This is a genomic window from Microbacterium sp. JAI119 (assembly GCF_013410135.1).
Lineage (GTDB): Bacteria > Actinomycetota > Actinomycetes > Actinomycetales > Microbacteriaceae > Microbacterium > Microbacterium oxydans.
On sequence record NZ_JACCCK010000001.1, the window covers coordinates 140,553 to 159,420 of the forward strand.

17 protein-coding genes are annotated in these 18,868 nt (G+C 68.5%); 11 read left to right on the top strand and 6 right to left on the bottom strand.

Annotated features, from left to right (window positions below; translation table 11 throughout):
• Positions 1-166 precede the first annotated feature (166 nt).
• Positions 167-3,370, top strand: a complete 3,204-nt coding sequence (locus HDC31_RS00610; RefSeq protein ID WP_113680383.1) for a glycoside hydrolase N-terminal domain-containing protein — start codon at positions 167-169, stop codon at positions 3,368-3,370.
• 66 nt (positions 3,371-3,436) lie between these two features.
• A complete protein-coding gene (locus HDC31_RS00615) occupies positions 3,437-4,870 on the top strand; it encodes an MFS transporter (protein WP_058632831.1) in 1,434 nt (477 codons plus the stop codon).
• A gap of 12 nt (positions 4,871-4,882) precedes the next feature.
• Here the strand turns inward: HDC31_RS00615 and purB are convergent, their stop codons facing one another.
• Positions 4,883-6,265 carry an adenylosuccinate lyase gene (gene purB / locus HDC31_RS00620; protein ID WP_113680382.1) on the bottom strand — a complete coding sequence of 461 codons (1,383 nt, stop codon included), beginning with the start codon at positions 6,263-6,265 and terminating at the stop codon, positions 4,883-4,885.
• 23 nt (positions 6,266-6,288) lie between these two features.
• A complete protein-coding gene (locus tag HDC31_RS00625) occupies positions 6,289-6,738 on the bottom strand; it encodes a low molecular weight protein-tyrosine-phosphatase (protein WP_230977858.1) in 450 nt (149 codons plus the stop codon).
• Between the two features lie 207 nt (positions 6,739-6,945).
• Between HDC31_RS00625 and HDC31_RS00630 the strand changes: the two genes are divergently transcribed.
• Together HDC31_RS00630 and HDC31_RS00635 are read left to right on the top strand one after the other, a co-directional pair.
• Entirely contained in the window at positions 6,946-7,203 is a 258-nt protein-coding gene (locus HDC31_RS00630; RefSeq protein WP_061015386.1) for a hypothetical protein, read from the top strand.
• The gene (locus HDC31_RS00635) at positions 7,203-8,546 is read left to right on the top strand and encodes a hypothetical protein (RefSeq protein WP_113680381.1); all 1,344 of its coding nucleotides are present in this window, start codon (positions 7,203-7,205) and stop codon (positions 8,544-8,546) included. Before HDC31_RS00630 ends, HDC31_RS00635 begins: the two co-directional genes overlap by 1 nt.
• Before the next feature lie 44 nt (positions 8,547-8,590).
• On the opposite strand, the gene HDC31_RS00640 is transcribed toward HDC31_RS00635, so the two are convergent.
• From HDC31_RS00640 to HDC31_RS00650, 3 genes are read right to left on the bottom strand one after another with little or no spacing between them, the layout of a single operon-like run.
• Positions 8,591-8,992, bottom strand: coding sequence for a phage holin family protein (locus HDC31_RS00640; protein ID WP_113680380.1), 402 nt, complete (start codon positions 8,990-8,992; stop codon positions 8,591-8,593).
• 57 nt (positions 8,993-9,049) lie between these two features.
• A complete protein-coding gene (locus HDC31_RS00645; RefSeq protein ID WP_179515717.1) occupies positions 9,050-9,412 on the bottom strand; it encodes a type II toxin-antitoxin system death-on-curing family toxin in 363 nt (120 codons plus the stop codon).
• Complete coding sequence (locus HDC31_RS00650; RefSeq protein ID WP_061016347.1) at positions 9,409-9,615, bottom strand: ribbon-helix-helix protein, CopG family; 207 nt, start codon at positions 9,613-9,615, stop codon at positions 9,409-9,411. The genes HDC31_RS00645 and HDC31_RS00650 overlap by 4 nt, the downstream gene beginning before the upstream one ends.
• Before the next feature lie 99 nt (positions 9,616-9,714).
• Here HDC31_RS00650 and HDC31_RS00655 point away from each other — a divergent pair, with 99 nt between their 5' ends.
• From HDC31_RS00655 to HDC31_RS00670, 4 genes are all read left to right on the top strand, one after another.
• Complete coding sequence (locus HDC31_RS00655; RefSeq protein ID WP_061016369.1) at positions 9,715-10,782, top strand: histidinol-phosphate transaminase; 1,068 nt, start codon at positions 9,715-9,717, stop codon at positions 10,780-10,782.
• 106 nt (positions 10,783-10,888) lie between these two features.
• Positions 10,889-12,016, top strand: a complete 1,128-nt coding sequence (gene pdhA / locus HDC31_RS00660) for a pyruvate dehydrogenase (acetyl-transferring) E1 component subunit alpha (RefSeq protein WP_046748623.1) — start codon at positions 10,889-10,891, stop codon at positions 12,014-12,016.
• A gap of 11 nt (positions 12,017-12,027) precedes the next feature.
• Positions 12,028-12,993, top strand: coding sequence for an alpha-ketoacid dehydrogenase subunit beta (locus HDC31_RS00665; protein ID WP_179516074.1), 966 nt, complete (start codon positions 12,028-12,030; stop codon positions 12,991-12,993).
• Between the two features lie 28 nt (positions 12,994-13,021).
• Complete coding sequence (locus HDC31_RS00670; protein ID WP_058632980.1) at positions 13,022-14,368, top strand: dihydrolipoamide acetyltransferase family protein; 1,347 nt, start codon at positions 13,022-13,024, stop codon at positions 14,366-14,368.
• Between the two features lie 26 nt (positions 14,369-14,394).
• On the opposite strand, the gene HDC31_RS00675 is transcribed toward HDC31_RS00670, so the two are convergent.
• Positions 14,395-15,615: an ROK family protein gene (locus HDC31_RS00675; RefSeq protein WP_113681155.1), complete on the bottom strand. Its 1,221-nt coding sequence runs from the start codon at positions 15,613-15,615 to the stop codon at positions 14,395-14,397.
• Positions 15,616-15,715: 100 nt separating this feature from the next.
• Here HDC31_RS00675 and HDC31_RS00680 point away from each other — a divergent pair, with 100 nt between their 5' ends.
• Genes HDC31_RS00680 through HDC31_RS00690 form a run of 3 tightly spaced genes read left to right on the top strand, consistent with a single transcriptional unit; the run spans position 15,716 to position 18,848 of the window.
• Entirely contained in the window at positions 15,716-17,035 is a 1,320-nt protein-coding gene (locus tag HDC31_RS00680) for an ABC transporter substrate-binding protein (protein ID WP_113681156.1), read from the top strand.
• Positions 17,032-17,970 (top strand): carbohydrate ABC transporter permease, encoded by a 939-nt coding sequence (locus HDC31_RS00685; protein ID WP_058632982.1) that lies wholly within the window; start codon positions 17,032-17,034, stop codon positions 17,968-17,970. The genes HDC31_RS00680 and HDC31_RS00685 overlap by 4 nt, the downstream gene beginning before the upstream one ends.
• Positions 17,970-18,848 (top strand): carbohydrate ABC transporter permease, encoded by an 879-nt coding sequence (locus HDC31_RS00690; RefSeq protein ID WP_046748628.1) that lies wholly within the window; start codon positions 17,970-17,972, stop codon positions 18,846-18,848. The genes HDC31_RS00685 and HDC31_RS00690 overlap by 1 nt, the downstream gene beginning before the upstream one ends.
• Positions 18,849-18,868: the final 20 nt, after the last annotated feature.

The following is an 18,868-nucleotide window of genomic DNA, read 5'->3' on the forward strand; positions in this document are numbered from 1 at the left end:
CTCAGAAGAACGCGCTGAAGCCGACACTTTCGGCATACCTTCTGGACAATCGTCGCTATACATCCGATGTTTCATGGCGCACACTGGCTCCGACGCCTCGCATCCACGATCGGCTGCGAGGCCGCACGGCCCCAGTAGATCAACGATGCTCCGGAGGATTGCTGTGATGAAGGACCCCATTTCCCGTCGCCAGGCACTGCAGGTGGGCGGTCTCGCCCTTCTCGCCCCGCTCGTCCCCCAGTTCCTCGCCGCCCGCCCCGCCGCGGCGAGCACGTTCTCGGCGCAGGCTCCTCTCCGCGCCGTGCCGGCGGGGGCGATCCCGCGCCCACAGCTGTCGCCGTACGCGCTCTGGTACGCGACGCCGGCGACGGACTGGGAGACCCAGGCTCTCCCGATCGGCAACGCCCGTCTCGGCGCGAAGCTGTTCGGCAACCCGGACGCCGAGGTGATCCACTTCAGCGAGCAGAGCCTGTGGGGCGGGGTCAACGACTACGACAACGCTCTCGCCGGTCAGCCCGACGGTGCGTACGACACCAGCGTGACCGGCTTCGGATCCTTCCGCGACTTCGGCGAGGTGACGGTGGCGTTCGGTGCGCGCACGACCGTCAGCTCTCCCGGCGGCCCGTACCAGGTGTCCGGTGGCGAGAGCGTCGACAAGACGTTCGACGGCAACCCCGCCACGAAATGGTGCCTGATCGCGCCGCCCGCAGAGGTGACGTGGCAGGCCGATCTCGCCGCACCCGCCGTCGTCTCGTCGTATGTGCTCACGAGTGCCAACGACGTCCCTGCGCGGGACCCGCAGGACTGGCGCCTGGAAGGCTCGTCCGACGGAGCGGCGTGGGTCGTGCTCGACGTCCGCTCCGAGGCGCCGTTCCCCCAGCGACTCCAGTCCAAGAGCTTCTCAGTCGCCAACACCACCGCGTACGCCCACTATCGCTTCGTCTTCGCCCCGAAGGCGGGAGTCAGCCACTTCCAGGTGGGGGAGATCGCGCTCGGCGGCGTCGAACTGGCGCAGGGAAGCGCCGTCTACGTGTCATCGCCCAGCGGTCACGCGGACTCCCTCGTCGGCAGCATCGATACCGATCCCGCGACCGTCTGGGCTGTTCCCGCGACGGGCGGTGGCGCGGTGTGGCAGGTCGAGCTCTCCTCGAAGAACACCCTGAACGGCTACGTGCTCACCAGCGCACCGGACACGCCGGAGCAGGATCCACGCGACTGGATCGTCGCCGGCTCGGATGACGGGCTGACCTGGAAGACCCTCGACACCCGAGTAGGGGAGACGTTCCCCGAGCGCGGCGTGGGGCGGACGTTCACGTACGCGAACACCACCGCGTTCGCGATGTACCGCATCTCGTTCTCCGCGCCGGGTGCCATCCGTCTCGGCGGCATCGCCTTCACCGGCGGCGGTTTCAGCACGGCGGGCGCCAAGGCGGTCGTGGACTACCGGCGTGCACTCGACATCGCGGACGGCACCCACAGCACTCACTTCGCGACCGCACAGGGGACGGTGTTGCGCGAGGCCTTCGCGAGCCGGGAGGCCGACATCATCGCGGTGCGGTTCACCGCCGATCGGCCCGGTGCGCTGACGGCGCTGCTCACTCTGACGTCCAAGCAGGACGGCGTCGCCACCGTGGCCGACGCGGGCGGACGTCGGCTGAGTTTCGCCGGGACGATGGCCAACGACCTCACGCACGCGGCCGTCGTCCGCATCGCCGAGACCGACGGCCGGGTCGTCGCCGCCGAGGGCGGGCTGCGCGTCTCGGAGGCGTCGAGCATCACACTGCTGCTCGACGCGCGCACCGACTATCGTCTGAGCGCGGCGCACGGCTGGCGAGGCGCCGCACCGCAGCCCGCGATCGAGAAGGCGCTGAACGCCGCCGCCTCCCGGTCGTGGCAGAGTCTCCGCTCTGCGCACACCGCACAGGTCTCCGAGCTGATGCAGCGCGCGAAGGTGGAGTGGGGAGCGACCGACGGCACCGTGACGGCCATGCCCACGGATCGCCGGCTGCTCCGCTACGGGAAGGGGGAGGCGGACCCCACGCTCGAGCAGACGCTCTACGCGTACGGCCGGTATCTGCTCCTCAGCTCGTCGAAGCCCGGGGGGCTGCCGGCCAACCTGCAGGGGCTGTGGAACAACAGCAACCAGCCGGCGTGGGCCAGCGACTACCACACCAACATCAACGTGCAGATGAACTACTGGGGCGCGGAGACCGCCGACCTCCCGGAGTCCCATGAGGCGCTCGCGACGTTCATCCGCGAGGTGGCGGTCCCCAGCCGGGTGGCGACGCGCAACGCCTTCGGCGCCGACGTGCGCGGGTGGACCGCCCGCACCTCGCAGAGCATCTTCGGCGGCAACTCGTGGGAGTGGAACACGATCGCGAGCGCCTGGTACGCCCAGCACCTCTACGAGCACTGGGCGTTCACGCAGGACAAGAAGTACCTGCGCGACCTCGCCTACCCGCTGATCAAGGAGATCTGCCAGTTCTGGGAGGACCAGCTCAAAGAGCTTCCCGACGGCACGCTGGTCGCGCCGATGGGCTGGTCTCCGGAGCACGGTCCGCGCGAGGACGGCGTCATGCACGACCAGCAGATCATCTGGGATCTGTTCCAGAACTACCTCGAGTGCGCCGAGGCCCTCGGCGCCGACAAGACCTACCGGAAGACCGTCGCCGACATGCAGTCCCGTCTGGCTCCCAACAAGATCGGCCGCTGGGGGCAGTTGCAGGAGTGGCAGACCGACCGTGACGACCCGAACGACATCCACCGGCATACGTCGCACCTGTTCGCCGTGTACCCGGGGCGGCAGATCACCCCCGACACCCCGGAGCTCTCCGCGGCGGCCCTGGTCTCGCTGAAGGCCCGCTGCGGGGAGAAGGAGGGTGTGCCGTTCACCGCCGCCACGGTCTCGGGAGACAGTCGTCGTTCGTGGACCTGGCCGTGGCGGGCCGGTCTCTTCGCGCGCCTGGGTGATGCCGAGCGGGCGGGGATCATGGTGCGAGGACTGCTCACCTACAACATCCTGCAGAACCTCTGGGCGAACCATCCGCCGTTCCAGCTCGACGGCAACTACGGCATCGTCGGAGCGATCGCGGAGATGCTGGTGCAGAGCCATGGTGGGGTGATCCGTCTGCTCCCCGCCGTGCCGGCGGACTGGGCGGTGAGCGGATCGTTCGCCGGTCTCCGCGCGCGGGGCGGGTATCGCGTGGACTGCACCTGGCGGGACGGGAAGGTCGTGTCCTACGACGTGGTCGCCGACCGCGCGCCGAACATGAGCAACGTGATCGTGGTCGTCAACGGGGAGCGTCGCAAGGTGAAGCCGGGCAACCCGAAGAACGGCAAGCCCATGCGCGACCTCGGTCCGGCGCACTGAGCAGGGGCGGCGAGCGGGGCGGGGACGATCCGGAATACCGGTGGGGTGGATCGGCTTGTCCCTGAGGTGACTGCCTCCGTCGACCGCGCCTCCATCGGACTCCGGTCGGAGCGCGGACCCATCCTCGGCGCGCTCATGCTCGCCACCGGGCTCATCGCGATCGACGCCACGATCCTCGCGACCGCCGTCCCGAGCATCGTGCGCGACCTCGGCAGCTACCAGCAGTTTCCCTGGCTGTTCTCCGTGTACCTCCTGGCGCAGGCCGTGAGCGTGCCCATCTACTCCCGCTTCGCGGACACCGTGGGCCGCAAGCCGATCATCCTGCTCGGCATCGCCCTGTTCCTGCTCGGGTCCATCCTCTGCGGGTTCGCCTGGAGCATGCCGGCGCTGATCGTGTTCCGCATCGTCCAGGGCATCGGAGCCGGTGCCGTCGCACCGATGTCGATGACCATCGTCGGTGACATCTACACGGTCGCCGAACGTGCCAAGGTGCAGGGATACGTCGCGAGCGTGTGGGCCATCTCCTCGGTGGTGGGTCCCGCGCTCGGCGGCATCTTCGCCCAGCTCGACGCCTGGCGATGGATCTTCTGGATCAACGTGCCCCTGTGTCTGATCGCCGGGTGGATGCTGCTGCGCAACTACAAGGAGCAGAAGCAGACCCAGAAGCACAGCATCGACTACGGGGGAGCGGTGCTGCTCACCATCGGGCTCACGGCGCTCATCCTCGGCATGCTGGAGGGAGGAAACGCCTGGGCGTGGCTGTCCGTGCAGAGCGTCCTCTGCTTCGGGATCGGCGTAGTCGCGCTGCTGGCCTTCGGGGTCGTGGAGCGCCGTGTCGCCGAGCCGATCGTCGACCTGCGGCTGGTGACGCGTCGGCTCATCCTCACGACCACGTTGGTCTCGCTCGGCATCGGCGCGCTCATGCTCGGTGTGACGAGCTTCGCCCCCGCCTACCTCGAGGGATCCATCGGCATCGCTCCCCTGCTGTCGGGTCTCGCGGTGGCAGCTCTGACCCTCGGCTGGCCGCTCGCCGCCGCGAACGCCGGACGGCTGTACCTGCGCATCGGCTTCCGTCGCACCACGCTCATCGGCATGAGCATCACGACGCTCGCCGCCATCATGCTCGCTGCCGTCGCCTCCTGGCCGAACCCGTTCGTCATCGCCGGCATCGCGTTCCTCCTGGGCTTCGGGCTCGGGTGGAGTGCGGCCCCGACGCTGATCGCCGCCCAGGCCTCGGTCGGCTGGGGCGAGCGCGGCGCGGTGACGGGGATGAACGCCTTCGCGCGGTCGGCGGGAAGCGCTGTGGGCGTCGCCGTGTTCGGCGCGATCTCGAATGCGGCCATCGCGCAGGGTGCGGGCGCGGACGACCCCGACACGATCATCCACGCGTCGGTGTGGGTGTTCGTCGCCGTCGCGGTGACCGCGGTTCTCACTCTCCTGGCGGCGTCGTTCATGCCGAAGGACAGCGTCGAGGAGCACTCCGGCGAGTCGGGCTCCTAGCTCCTCCCGGGTTCAGCGCGCGAGGCGCGCCGCGATGCCCGTGTAGGTCGCCGGGGTCAGCGCGAGCAGGCGCTGCTTTGCGGCATCGCCGATCTCGAGGCCCTGCACGAACTCGGCGAGGTCGGCGGCACCGACCCGGTGACCACGGGTGAGCTCCTTGAGGAGCGCGTACGGGTCGGTGATCGAGGAGCGGCCTGCCACGACCTCGGCGCGGATGACCGTCTGGATCGCCTCGGCGAGCACCTCCCAGTTCACGTCGAGGTCGGCGAGCAGCACGTCGCGCGACAGCGAGATCGCGTTCAGGCCGCGGCGCAGGTTGTCGAGCGCGAGCAGCGAGTGCCCGAACGCGACGCCGATGTTGCGCTGCGTGGTGGAATCGGTGAGGTCACGCTGCAGGCGGCTCGTGACGAGCGTCTGGCCGAGCGATGCGAGCAGGGCTCCCGAGATTTCGAGGTTGGCCTCGGCGTTCTCGAAGCGGATCGGGTTGATCTTGTGCGGCATCGTCGACGAGCCGGTGGCACCCGCGACCGGGATCTGCGCGAAGTAGCCGAGCGAGATGTAGGTCCAGATGTCGGTGGCGAGGTTGTGCAGGATGCCGCCCGCGTGACGCACGCGGTCGTACAGCTCGACCTGCCAGTCGTGCGACTCGATCTGCGTCGTGAGGATGTTGAAGCCCAGGCCCAGTCCCTCGATGTACTCGCGGGCGATGGTCGGCCAGTCGGCGTCCGGGTCTGCCGCGAGGTGGGCGGACCAGGTGCCGGTCGCGCCGGAGAACTTCGCGAGATACTCGGAACCGGCGATCTGGCTGCGCACGCGCTCCAGGCGCCAGGCGAAGACCGCGAGCTCCTTGCCCATCGTCGAGGGCGTTGCGGGCTGGCCGTGCGTGCGCGAGAGCATCGCGGCGTCGGCGTGCTCGACCGCGAGCTCGCGCAGCTTCGCGATCACGGTGTCGAGGGCCGGGAGCCAGACCTCCTCGACCGCGCGCTTGACGGTGAGGGCGTAGGACGCGGAGTTGATGTCCTCGCTCGTCGCGGCGAAGTGCGTGAGCTCGGAGATGCGGTCGAGGCCGAGCGTCGAGAGCCGGTCGCGCACGAGGTACTCGATCGCCTTCACGTCGTGCTGGGTGACGGCTTCCTTCTCGGCGAGCCAGTCGATCTCGGCCTGACCGAAGTCGCGGTAGAGCGAACGCAGGCGCTCCTTGTCCTCGTCCGACAGCGGGCTCGTCTCGAACAGCGAACGGTCGGTGAGCGCGATCAGCCACTCGACCTCGACCTCGACGCGTGCCCGGTTCAGGCCCGCCTCGGACAGGAAGTCGGCGAGACCGGTGACGGCGCCACGGTAGCGGCCGTCGAGGGGGCTCAGGGGCTGGGGCGGGAGCGAAGGCTGGAAAGTCAGGGGAGTCCTCCTGATCGGGCCCCTCAGAGGCGGGGCGTGCGGGGGAGACGCAGAGCGGGTTCAAGCTGGCGGAACAGGCCCCGAGTCGCCGCCTCAATCATACCGAGCACGGAATCGAACATCTCCGCGCCCGCGTAGTACGGGTCGGGCACGTCGTGGGTGGTCGCCGTCGGGTCGAAGGCCAGCAGCAGGGTGACCTTCCCCTCCTCGTCCTCGTCGTGGGCCCATTCCCGCAGGATGCGCTCGTGCGTGCGGTCGAGCGCGACGACGAGATCGTTGTCGGCGAAGGCGGCCGCGGTGAACTGACGGGCGCGGTGCTGGGAGCCGTCGTAGCCGCGACGCGCCAGCGAGTCGATCGTACGGTGATCGGCACGCTCGCCCAGATGCCAGTCGCCTGTTCCGGCGCTGCGCGAGACGATGCGCGGGCCGAGTCCCTGCCGCTCGGCGAGGTCGCGGAAGACGACTTCGGCCATGGGAGAGCGGCAGATGTTCCCCGTGCAGACGAAGATCACGCGGAAGGGATCCGGGGATGTCACAGATACATTCTGCCCGCCCATGGCCGTCCTGCACAGCGCGAACCTGCTCGCGCGGCTCCTGCACACCATGGGCGGGCGACCACCTGTCCACGGGTTGCGTATTCCGGGCGACCCGCGTGGAGCGCGATCCCGAATGCTGGAGCCATGTACTCGTTCGTACCCGAGCAGTCCGGTGGATCCGCGCAGTCGTGGGGGCAGGCCTTCGCGCACCGGGGGATCGGTGATGCCATCACGACGCTGGAGGAGGCGGGAGCGGTGCTGGTCTCGCTCGTCGACGCGACGGACTGGAGCTCGGAGGGGTTCCGCGCGCTCCACGAACTCCTCGCGCGGGTACGCGATGACACCGGAACGCAGCTCGGGAGTCTTCGGATCCGGCAGTGGGAGCTGGAGGGATCGGAATGATGGGGGCCGCACGCGCGCACGACGCCTCCGTTGCCGGCGGCCTGGAGATCGACCACGGCGGCGCGATCGCGATCGACACCGAGCAGTTGCGCGAGGTCGGCGCGCACCTGCGGACGGTCGCGGCGCGATACGAAGAGGCTCGGGATTCGGTGGTCACCGCTGCGGAGGCGATCTCGTCATCCGATGCTCCCGCGCTGCGCGTCGACATCGGCGCTCTGCGACTCAGCGGCGAGCGGATCGGTGCACTCGCTGCGGAGATCGAGAACGCCTGCACGGGAACGCTGTTGATGGCCGACGCATTCGAGCTGGTGGAACTGCGGGCACAGGCCGAGGCGCTCGCCCTCACCGACGCCGCGGCGGCGAACGACGTGCGCGCACGGGCCGACGAGATGATCGCCGACGACGAGCGCGTGGGGCGGATGGCGGACTGGCTGGTCGCCGGCTGGGAGCGACGGAGGTTCGAAGGGCTCGGAGATCAGTACGACCTGGGTGGGATGCTGCCGCCGATGTTCCTGGTCGGGGCGCTGGTCGGGCTCGCCTCGGGGTATGGGAAGGTGCGGCCGGGGGTGGCGGGATCCGAGGTGCCGGGCGTGAAGGCTCCGACCTCCGTGCCTGTGGATCCGGTGCAGGTGACACCGGTGAAGACGTCGACTCCGCGCGCGCCGGACGACCTCGCCGGAGCGTTCAGGAGGATCCCGGGCGGGGGAGCCCAGGTCGCCGTGGAGAAGTACACGATGGTCGGCGGCGCGACCCGCTATGTGGCCTACGTGGCCGGTACCCAGAATTCGCTGCTATCCCTGAAGAAAGGCGCGGAGCCGTGGGACATGACCTCGAACATCGAGCTCTATCAGGGCGCTACGTCGGCGTCGTACCAGGCGACTCTCGATGCTCTGGCGGCCGCCGGTGTCGAACCGGGCGATCGCGTCGACGTGGTCGCGCACTCGCAGGGCGGGATGATCGCCACGCGACTCGCCGTGGAGAGCGAGTACGAGGTGTCGATGCAGATCACGGCGGGGAGCCCCACCGAACCGACACTCCGGGAGGAGCAGACGCTGATCCAGCTCCGTCACACCGACGATGTCGTATCGGCGCTCGCCGCGGGCGGGTCGGCAGAGGGGACGGGGTCGCCCGACAGCTTCACCGCCTCGCGGGTCGGTGATCCGGGGGACGGCGTCGAGGACCTGCGGTTGAAGACCCACGGTCTCGAGACGTACATCGAGACCGCCGAGATGGTGGATGCGTCGACCGACCCTCGCGCGGTGGCTCTCGACGGGTACTGGGATGAGCTCGGGCGGGCCGTCGAGGTCGAGCGCACCGAGTACCGCGCGGAGCGGAGCGGGTGACCGTGGTGGCTGTCACCGGTGGCTGTCACCGCGGTGTCAGCGGGTCAGTCGCGACGGCTCTTGCTCTGCGGGCGCAGGACGAATCCGAAGATGCCGTTGATCACCGAGATGATCAGTGCTGCGAGCACGCCCCACCAGAAGTCGCCGACCGTGAGACCCCAGCCAAATCCGCTCGTGATCCAGGCGGTCAGCCACAGCAGGAACCCGTTGATCAGGAAGCCGATCAGGCCGAAGGTGATGATGTAGAGCGGGAACGCGACGATCTTCACGACCGTTCCGATGATCGTGTTCACGAGTGCGAAGATCGCGGCCACCGCGAGCAGGGTCAGCACCAGCTGCAGCGTCTCGCCGGGCGGGAAGGCCCTGATGGTCACCTGCAGGGCAGGGATCAGCGTGACGACCCAGAGGGCGAAGGCGTTGACGACGACGCGGATGATGAAGCGCATAGTCCGACCAGTGTCCCACGGACTCTCGTGCGTGTCAGTGCGAAGTCCGTCGGGTGCTCAGCGGAAGTGAGCGCGCAGAAGCGCAGCGACCTCGTCCAGGGAGGACTTGCTCTGCGCCGTCCGGAGGATGAGGTCGAAGGCAACCTCCGTCTCCATGTCGATGATGACGTTGTTCATCTCGAGGAACGTCAGGGTGAGGACCCAGGAGAAGCGCTTGTTGCCATCAAACAGAGGGTGATTCCGGCTCAGGGACGACAGGAGAGCTGCTGCCTTGACTTCGAGATCCGGGTAGGCCTCGACTCCGAACATCGAACTCGACGGTCGGGCGAGCGCGGAGGAGAGAAGCCCGATGTCTCGGATGTGGAGCCCGAGCTCCTCTGTGATGCCTACTGCGTGCGGAAGCTCGACATATCGAGTCACGCGTCTTCGAGTTTCTTGAGGAGATCTGCGTATCGGTCAGCCACCCCGCGGGCGATCGACACGGCCTGCTCGGTCGTGACCTCCTCGCGGAGAAAGCGGTCCGTAGCCTCGATGAGCAGTGCGTGCTTGGACGTGTGTCGCCTCGATGCCAGCTCGCCGAGCTGGGCATCGAGTTCTTCCGGGAGTCGCACCGTCATCGCCATACCAGAATGGTACCACCGGGCATCGAGCCGCGACAGGGGGCGAATGAGCGCGATCCGTCCCCTCGGGCTGTGCTCGCCCGCCCTCGTAGACTCGACCTCGTGACCGAGCCGATCCTGCCCCGCATCCGTCCCGCCATCGCCGCTCTCGCTCCGTATCGCCAGGGAAAGCAGGCCGGCCCCGATGCGTTCAAGCTGTCGAGCAACGAGAACCCGTTCGACCCGCTGCCGTCGGTGCTCGACGCGCTGCAGAGCACCACTCCCATCAACCGCTACCCGGATGCCACCGCCGGTCGCCTGCGCGCGCGTCTCGGTGCGCGCTACGGGGTCGAGCCCGACCAGGTGCACGTGGCCTCGGGCAGCGTGTCGATTCTGCATCAGCTGATCCTGGCCACCGCCTCGGTCGGCGACGAGGTCATCTACGCGTGGCGCTCCTTCGAGGCGTACCCGAGCCTTCCGCTCGTCGCCGGAGCGACCGGTGTGCAGGTGCCGCTCACCGCCGACTCCCGCCATGACCTCGAAGCGATGGCGGATGCGGTGACCGAGCGCACCCGCGCGATCATCCTGTGCACGCCCAACAACCCGACCGGTCCGATCATCACCTCGGCCGAGTTCGCCGCCTTCGTCGCGCGGGTGCCCGGCGACATCCTGATCATCCTCGACGAGGCCTACGCCGAGTTCGTCACGGCGCCGGGTGCGGTCGACGGTCTGGCGGAGCGCGTGTTCGAGCAGCACCCGAACGTGGTGGTGCTGCGCACCTTCTCGAAGGCCTACGGTCTCGCCGGGCTGCGCGTCGGCTATGCGATCGGGCACGAGAAGGTGCTCGACGCCGCCCGCACGACCGGCATCCCGCTCTCGGTCACCTCCGCTGCCGAGAACGCCGCGATCGCCAGCCTCGACGCCGAATCGGAGCTCCTGGAGCGCGTCGCCGTCATCGTCGAACGCCGCGGCCGTCTCGTGGAGGGGCTTCGTGCACAGGGGTGGGAGGTGCCGGACTCCCAGTCGAACTTCGTCTGGCTGCCCGCGGGCGAACGCACCGACGAGGTGGCTGCCGCATTCGTCGAGAACGACCTCATCGTGCGTCCGTTCTCCGGCGACGGCATCCGCATCTCGGTGGGCGAGGAGGACTCCATCGCCCGCGTGCTCGAGGTCGCCGGCTCCCTCCGCTGAGTCGCCGCATTCCGCGCGTTCTCGCGGATTTCTCCGGTTTCCAGGCATTTACGAGGGCGTCCTAGGTATGCGCGACCTGGCATGCGGGCGCGGGTAGCGTGAGAGCGTGACCACCTCCGAGACACCCCTTGTGAGCGTTCTGGACGAGACCGGACGGTACGCTCCGTCCGCCGCCGCAGAACGGTACCTTCCTCTGATCGACGCGATCGGCGATGCGGAACTCGAGCAGTTCTACCGGGACATGGTCGTCATCCGCGCGATCGATACCCAGGCGACGAACCTGCAGCGTCAGGGCCAGCTCGCGCTGTGGCCGCCGAGTCGTGGACAGGAGGCGGCGCAGGTCGGATCCGGGCGCGCGCTCCGCGCCCAGGACACCGTCTTCCCCTCCTACCGCGAGCACGCCGTGACCCGCATCCGCGGCGTCGATCCGGTCGACATCATCAAGCTCATGCGGGGCGTCTCGCACGGCGGGTGGGACCCGACCGACCCCGAGAACGGCAACACCCGGCTGTACACGCTGGTGCTCGGATCGCAGGTGCTGCACGCCGCGGGCTACGGCATGGGCCTCGCCTTCGACGGACGCACCGGCTCCGGTGATCTCGACCGCGACGAGGCGGTCATCGTCTACTACGGCGACGGCGCATCCAGCCAGGGCGACGTGCACGAGGCGATGGTCTTCGCCGCGAGCTACCAGGCTCCGACGGTGTTCTTCCTGCAGAACAACCACTGGGCCATCTCGGTGCCCGTCTCCACCCAGTCACGCGTGCCGCTCGTGCAGCGCAGCGCGGGCTACGGCATCCCGAGCGTCCGTGTCGACGGCAACGACGTGCTCGCCAGCTACGCCGTCTCCCGTGTCGCGCTGGACGAGGCTCGCGAGGGCAAGGGGCCGCAGGCCATCGAGGCCGTGACCTACCGGCTCGGCGCACACACGACGAGCGACGACCCGACCAAGTACCGGGGCAGCGACGAGGAGCAGTACTGGGCCGGTCGCGATCCCATCGTGCGGATGCGGGCCTTCCTCGAAGCGCGCGGAGCGTCGGAGCAGCTGTTCGCCGATGTCGAGGCCGAGGCGGCCGATGCCGCAGAGGATCTGCGCGCCCGCACGGTCGAGCTCGGGCCGCCCAGCGCCGACAAGATGTTCGACCACGTGTACAGCGAGCCGCATCCGCTGATCGACCAGCAGAAGGCCTGGCATGCGCAGTACGAGGCGTCCTTCGAAGGAGGAGCCCAGTGACTCTGGAGACGATGCCGCTCAGCAAGGCGCTGAATGCGGGTATGCGCAAGGCGATGGAGAACGACCCGAAGGTCCTGCTCATGGGCGAGGACATCGGCAAGCTCGGCGGCGTCTTCCGTGTGACGGAGCATCTGCAGCGCGACTTCGGCGACCGCCGGGTGCTCGACACCCCGCTGGCCGAGGCCGGGATCGTCGGCACGGCGATCGGCATGGCGATGGTCGGGTACCGCCCGGTGATCGAGATCCAGTTCGACGGATTCGTGTTCCCCGCGTTCGACCAGATCACCACGCAGCTCGCGAAGCTGACCAACCGGCATGAGGGCGCGATCAGCATGCCGATCGTGATCCGCATCCCGTACGGCGGACACATCGGCGCGGTCGAGCACCACCAGGAGAGCCCGGAGGCGTACTTCGCGCACACCCCCGGCCTACGTGTGGTGTCGCCGTCGACGCCGAACGATGCGTACTGGATGATCCAGGAGGCGATCGCGTCGAACGACCCGGTGATCTTCATGGAGCCGAAGAGCCGGTACTGGCAGAAGGGCGAGGTCGAGCTCGACGCCTCGGCCGTTCCACTGCACTCCTCGCGCGTCGTGCGCACGGGCAGCGACGTGACGCTCGTCGGGCACGGTGCGATGGTCACCACTCTCCTGCAGGCCGCCGCGCTCGCCGAGGCTGAGGGCACGAGCTGCGAGGTCGTCGACGTGCGCTCGATCTCACCGGTCGACTACGAACCCCTCCTCGACTCGGTGCGCAAGACCGGACGCATGGTCTATGCGCAGGAGGCCCAGGGCTTCGGCAGCATCGGCGGTGAGATCGCCGCGACCGTCATGGAGCGCGCGTTCTATGCGCTCGAGGCTCCGGTGCTGCGCGTCTCCGGCTACGACACCCCGTTCCCGCCCGCGAAGCTCGAAGGCGCATACCTCCCGGATGCCGACCGCATCCTCGAGGCCGTCGACCGCTCGCTGGCATACTGACACTTCCGCTCGGCCGAAAGGACTCGTCATGAGCACGCAGAACTTCACCCTTCCGGACGTCGGAGAAGGCCTGACCGAGGCCGAGATCGTGGCCTGGAAGGTCGCTCCTGGCGACACCGTCGCGATCAACGACGTGGTGTGCGAGATCGAGACGGCCAAGTCGCTCGTCGAGCTGCCGTCGCCGTACGCGGGCGTGGTGGGCGAGCTCCTCGCTGCCGAGGGCACGACCGTCGAGGTCGGCACCCCCATCATCACGTTCCTGACCGAGCCGGCGGCTGGCACTGCGGCCGCTCCGGCTCCTGCAGCGCCGGCGGCGGAAGAGGGCGGCGGCTCCGTGCTGGTGGGCTACGGCACGGGAGGCGGAGCCACCTCGCGGCGCAAGCGTCCGGCCGAGCGACCCGTCCGCTCCTCGGTGGGGGTGATCGCGAAGCCGCCGATCCGCAAGCTCGCGCGCGACCTCGGTGTCGACCTCACCGCGGTCGCCGCGACCGGTGCCGACGGGGAGGTCACTCGCGACGACGTGATGAAGCACGCCTCGCAGGCGAGCGTCTTCCGCAACATCGAGACCCCCGAGTGGGGGACCGTGCGCGAGGAGACGGTGCCCGCCCCGCAGGCCGCGCCGGCAGGACTCGCTCGCGGCCTCACCGCAACGCGTCCGTCGGCTGCAGGTGACGACCGCACCGAGTCGATCCCGGTCAAGGGTGTGCGCAAGGCCACGTCGTCGGCGATGGTGCAGAGCGCGTACTCGGCCCCGCACGTGACGGTGTGGAAGGAGATCGACGCCACCCGCACGATGGATCTCGTCAAGCGCCTCAAGGCCTCGCCCGACTACGCCGACATCAAGGTCTCGCCACTGCTCATCATGGCCCGCGCCGTGATCTGGGCCGCCCGTCGCACCCCGATGGTCAACGCCGCCTGGATCGAGACCGAGTCCGGAGCCGAGATCGCCGTCCGCCACTACGTGAACCTCGGTATCGCCGCCGCCACCCCGCGCGGCCTGCTCGTGCCCAACATCAAGGACGCGCAGGACCTGAGCATGAAGGAGCTGGCGCGGGCGCTGAACCGTCTCACGCTCACGGCCCGCGACGGCAAGACCCCGCCGGCCGATCAGCAGGGCGGCACGATCACGATCACGAACATCGGTGTGTTCGGGATGGATGCCGGAACCCCGATCATCAACCCCGGCGAGGCCGGCATCGTGGCGATGGGCACCATCAGTCAGAAGCCGTGGGTCGTCGACGGCGAGGTGCGCCCCCGTTGGGTGACCACGGTGGCCGGATCGTTCGACCACCGCGTGATCGACGGCGACGGCATGAGCCGCTTCATCGCCGACGTCGCCTCGATCCTCGAGGAGCCCGCGCTGCTGGTGGACTGACCCGTGTCACGCACGTGACCGCCCGATCACGCACTGTGGCGCAGACGTTCCTCCGCCAACCGCGGCACCGCGTGCTCCCTGGCCGCGCGTCGGGCGGTCGCCACGGCCCCGCGTGAGACGACCTCCGCGCCGAGTGTCGACGCGAGGATCTCCGGAGCGGGCAGGTGCAGCTCCTGGGGGAGGATGCGGCGGGCCGCGGTCAGCACGGGCTCGATGCTCTCGGCGACCGCTCCGCACACGATGACGCGAGCCGGGTCGTACATGCTGCCGAGCACACCGACGACGCGGGCCACGGTGGCCCCGACGCGGGAGGTGATCAGCACCGCGTCCCGGTCGCCCGACGCGGCGAGGGTCAGCACGAGTCGAGGGTCGATGCGACGTGTGCCGACGAGGCGTCCGACGGCGCTGTCGTGCGAGATCTCACCGGATTCGACTGCCGCGCGCACCTGGTCCTGCACGGCATAGCGCAGGCCGAACGCCGAGCCGACACCCACGATGTGGTCGAACACGACGCCCTCGCCGACACCGCCGTGCGCGCCGTGCAGCACGTGCCCGTCGACCACCACGCCGCCGCCGAAGCGCTCGCTCGCGAGCAGGGCGACGTAGTCGCGGCATCCGATCGCGGCTCCCTCGGCCCCTTCGGCGATCGCGGCGAGCTGGGCGTCGTTCTTGATCTGCACGACGGGTGCCCAGTCCTCCAGTGCCTCGGCGAGCCCGGGGTTCGTGCGCTCCCAGAAGCCTTCCGGGTGCGGGGGCGAGATGCCGTCGCGGTTCACCGGTGCCGCAACCCCGACGCACACGGCGAGCACCTGCTCGCGCGCGACCCCGGCTTCGGTGAGCGCATCGCCGAAGCGCCCGAGGATCGTCGCGCGCCGCTCGGAGACCGTCTGCGTCGGATCGAACTCCACCCGGTGGTGCACGAGCGTCTCGTCGAGCAGGTCGGCCACGGTCACGGCGAGGTGGGTGTCGCCCGCATCGACGCCGATCACGACGCCCAGGTCGGCGGGCAGCACGAAGCGGCGAGAGGGTCGCCCTGCGCGGTAGGTGCCGGCGGCGCGGGCGTTGGGGAGTTCACGGAGGATCTCCGCGCCGACCAGGGTGTCGATCGCGTCGATGGCGGTCGAGCGGGTCAGCGAGGTGCCGGCCATGGCCTCGGACGCGGTGAACTCGCCAGCCGTCCAGGCGAAGTCGAGCACGGCGCTCACGCTCGCTCGACCGGTGCCCAAGCCTGCGGAGACATCTGCCACGGCGCTTGACCTTCCTCTCGTCCAATGAGAGAGTACCGTTCGACACAGTAAATTCGCTCACTAGATTTAGTGCACGGATCTACGGGATGGAAGGACGACGGTGTCTGGCACACGAACACGCGCGGCGCGAGCGGTGGCCGCGGCCCTGGGGGTCACCCTGGTCGGCACGGCGCTCGCGGGATGCGCCCCCGGCTCGGGAGCGGAGACCATCCGCTTCACCTTCAGCAAGCGCGAGGCGATCGAGTTCATGACCGCCCTCGTCGCCGAGTACAACTCCTCGCAGAGCGACGTGAAGGTCGAGATCGACACCTCGGGCGTCGACGTCGTCTCGGCGAGCTTCGTGCGGGGCAACCCGCCAGACGTCATGCTCGCCAACTACAACTACGAGATCGCCCGTTTCGTGCAGCGGTGCGCGCTCACCGATCTCTCCGAGACCGACGCCGCTGCGGGCATCCGCGATGACCTGCAGCCGCTCATGGACCAGTACGGCTCCTGCGAGGGCCGCACCAGCGCCCTGCCGTACTCGGTGATGGCCGCCTCCGTCATCTACAACAAGGAGATCTTCGACGCTCAGGGCCTCGAGGTGCCGACGACGTGGGACGAGCTGCTTGCGGTGTGCGAGCAGCTGAAGGCGGCGGGCATCGACCCGTTCTACGGCACGTTCAAGGACGACTGGACCGTGGGCCAGGGCTGGTACGACTACACCGCAGGCGGCTCGGTCGACGTGATCGACTTCTTCGATGCGCTCGCGGACGAGGGTGCCGACGTCGGTTCCGACTCCGAGGTCTCGTTCTCGAAGGACTTCGCCGAGCCGATGGACAGGATGCTGCAGCTCGCGAACGACTACACCAACGCGGATGCCCCGAGCCGTGGCTACGGCGACGGCAACCTGGCCTTCGGCAAGGGCGAGGCCGCGATGTACCTGCAGGGTCCGTGGGCGTTCAGCGAGATCGCGAAGACCGCACCCGACCTGCGGCTGGGCACCTTCCCGCTGCCGATGACGAACGACCCGGCCGACCTCGGGGTGCGCGTGAACATGGACCTCGCCGCGATGATCCCCGAGGGGTCGCGCCATCAGGAGGCCGCCCGCGACTTCCTCGAGTTCCTCTACGAGCCGCAGAACATCGAGGAGTACAACGCCTCGCAGCTCGGCTTCACGCCTACGAAGGGCGCTTCCGCCCCCGACGACCCCCGGGTCGAGGGGATGGTCGAGTACTACGACAACGGGCAGATCTATCAGGGCCCGTCCGTGCTCGTGCCCAAGACGCTTCCGATGATGAACTACGCGCAGGCGATGGTACTCGGGGCTTCTCCGACCTCGATCCTGCGCACCATGGACGCCGACTGGGCACGCATCGCCTTCCGGGCGCCGATCCCGTCGACCCAGGACAACGCCGCCGGCGAGGAGGGCGCATCATGAGCACCACGACAACTCCCTCTGCTTCCGACAGCACGACCGTCATCGTCACGGGTGGCGACCGGAAGCTGCGACGCCACACGCGCCGCGTCGAGCCGATCTACTACCTGTTCCTGCTGCCGACGCTCGTGATCTTCACCCTCGCGATCACGGTGCCGGGGGTCATCGGCATCTTCTTCAGCTTCACCGACTCGATCGGCATCGGGGAGTGGAGCTTCAACGGACTGACCAACTACATCGCGCTGTTCAGCGATCCCTCGATCCTGCAGAGCTACCTGTTCACGTTTGGTTTCTCGATCGCCACGGTGATCGTCGTGAACGTGATCGCCTTCCTGCTGGCCGTCGGACTCACCTCGCGCATCCGCTTCAAGACGGGCCTGCGCACCATCTTCGTGATCCCGATGGTGATCTCGGGGATCATCATCGCCTACGTCTTCAACTTCCTGTTCTCCAACTCGATCCCGGCGGCGGGAGCAGCAGCGGGCATCCCGTGGCTCGAGACCAGTCTGCTGGCCAACCCCGACCTCGCCTGGATCGCGATCGTCATCGTCACCGCCTGGCAGGCCGTGCCCGGCACCCTGCTGATCTACATCGCCGGCCTGCTCTCTGTCCCCGGCGAGGTGTACGAGGCGGCGAGCATCGACGGCGCCAGCAAGACGCAGCAGCTCACCCGCATCACGTTGCCGCTCGTCGCGGGATACGTGGTGATCAACGTGATCCTCGGGTTCAAGGGCTTCCTGAACGCCTACGACATCATCGTCGGTCTCACCAACGGCGGGCCGGGCACATCGACCCGCAGCGTCGCGATGACGATCATCGCGGGCTTCAACGGCGGCGACTACGCCTACCAGATGGCCAACGCGACCATCTTCTTCATCGTCGCCGTGCTCATCTCCCTCCTCCAGCTGTCGCTGACGCGCGGAAGGAACGCACTCTGATGTCGACGCAGACACTCACCACGATCCCCACCTCAGGGAAGAAGCCGCGCATCCGCATGGAGCGCGTGAACTGGTCGGGCACGATCATCCTGATCCTGTGCGCCGTCACCGTGCTCCTTCCGCTGTACGTGACCATCTCGATGGCATTCAAGACCACAGGACAGGCGGTCGACGGCAACGCCTTCTCTCTCCCGGCGCCGTTCAGCATCGACGGCTTCGTCGAAGCCTGGACGCTCACGAAGTTCCCGGTCGGCGCGGGCATCTCCCTGCTCGTCACGGCGGGCACCGTGATCGCGACCATCGTGCTGGCGGCCTTCGCCTCCTACGCCATCGTGCGCAACTGGGACCGACGGCTGTTCCGCTACTCGTTCTTCTACCTGCTCGCGGCGATGTTCATCCCGTTCCCGGTCGTGGCCCTGCCGCAGATCCAGCTCACCGGACGCGTCGGACTCGACAACCCGTTCGGCGTGATCATCCTCGCCACCATGTTCCAGCTGAGCTTCAGCGTGCTGCTGTTCACGGCGTTCCTGCGGTCGATCCCGATCGAGCTGGAGGAGAGCGCGCGCATCGATGGAGCCACCACCTGGCAGACCTTCTGGAAGCTGATCTTCCCGCTGCTCGCCCCGATGAGCGCAACCGTCGGCATCTTCGCGTTCCTGTACGCCTGGAACGACTTCATGATGCCGTCGCTCATCATCGCCGACCCCGCGCTGCAGACGCTCCCCGTTCGGCAGAACCTCTTCCAGAACCAGTTCAGCAACAACTACAACGTCGCCTTCGCCTCGTACCTGATGGCGATGGCCCCCGCGATCGTGGCCTACCTGTTCACGCAGCGGTGGGTCATGGAGGGCGTCACGCAGGGCGCCGTCAAGGGCTGACACCGCACGACCACCGCAAG

Excerpts from the sequence above, each read along its gene's own strand:
- HDC31_RS00650 (WP_061016347.1), bottom strand. The coding sequence starts at position 9,615 with ATGGCGATGACGGTGCGACTCCCGGAAGAACTCGATGCCCAGCTCGGC.
- HDC31_RS00690 (WP_046748628.1), top strand. The coding sequence starts at position 17,970 with ATGTCGACGCAGACACTCACCACGATCCCCACCTCAGGGAAGAAGCCG.
- HDC31_RS00610 (WP_113680383.1), top strand. The coding sequence starts at position 167 with ATGAAGGACCCCATTTCCCGTCGCCAGGCACTGCAGGTGGGCGGTCTC.
- HDC31_RS00685 (WP_058632982.1), top strand. The coding sequence starts at position 17,032 with ATGAGCACCACGACAACTCCCTCTGCTTCCGACAGCACGACCGTCATC.
- HDC31_RS00635 (WP_113680381.1), top strand. The coding sequence starts at position 7,203 with ATGGGGGCCGCACGCGCGCACGACGCCTCCGTTGCCGGCGGCCTGGAG.
- HDC31_RS00665 (WP_179516074.1), top strand. The coding sequence starts at position 12,028 with ATGCCGCTCAGCAAGGCGCTGAATGCGGGTATGCGCAAGGCGATGGAG.
- HDC31_RS00625 (WP_230977858.1), bottom strand. The coding sequence starts at position 6,738 with ATGGCCGAAGTCGTCTTCCGCGACCTCGCCGAGCGGCAGGGACTCGGC.
- HDC31_RS00640 (WP_113680380.1), bottom strand. The coding sequence starts at position 8,992 with ATGCGCTTCATCATCCGCGTCGTCGTCAACGCCTTCGCCCTCTGGGTC.
- HDC31_RS00630 (WP_061015386.1), top strand. The coding sequence starts at position 6,946 with ATGTACTCGTTCGTACCCGAGCAGTCCGGTGGATCCGCGCAGTCGTGG.
- HDC31_RS00670 (WP_058632980.1), top strand. The coding sequence starts at position 13,022 with ATGAGCACGCAGAACTTCACCCTTCCGGACGTCGGAGAAGGCCTGACC.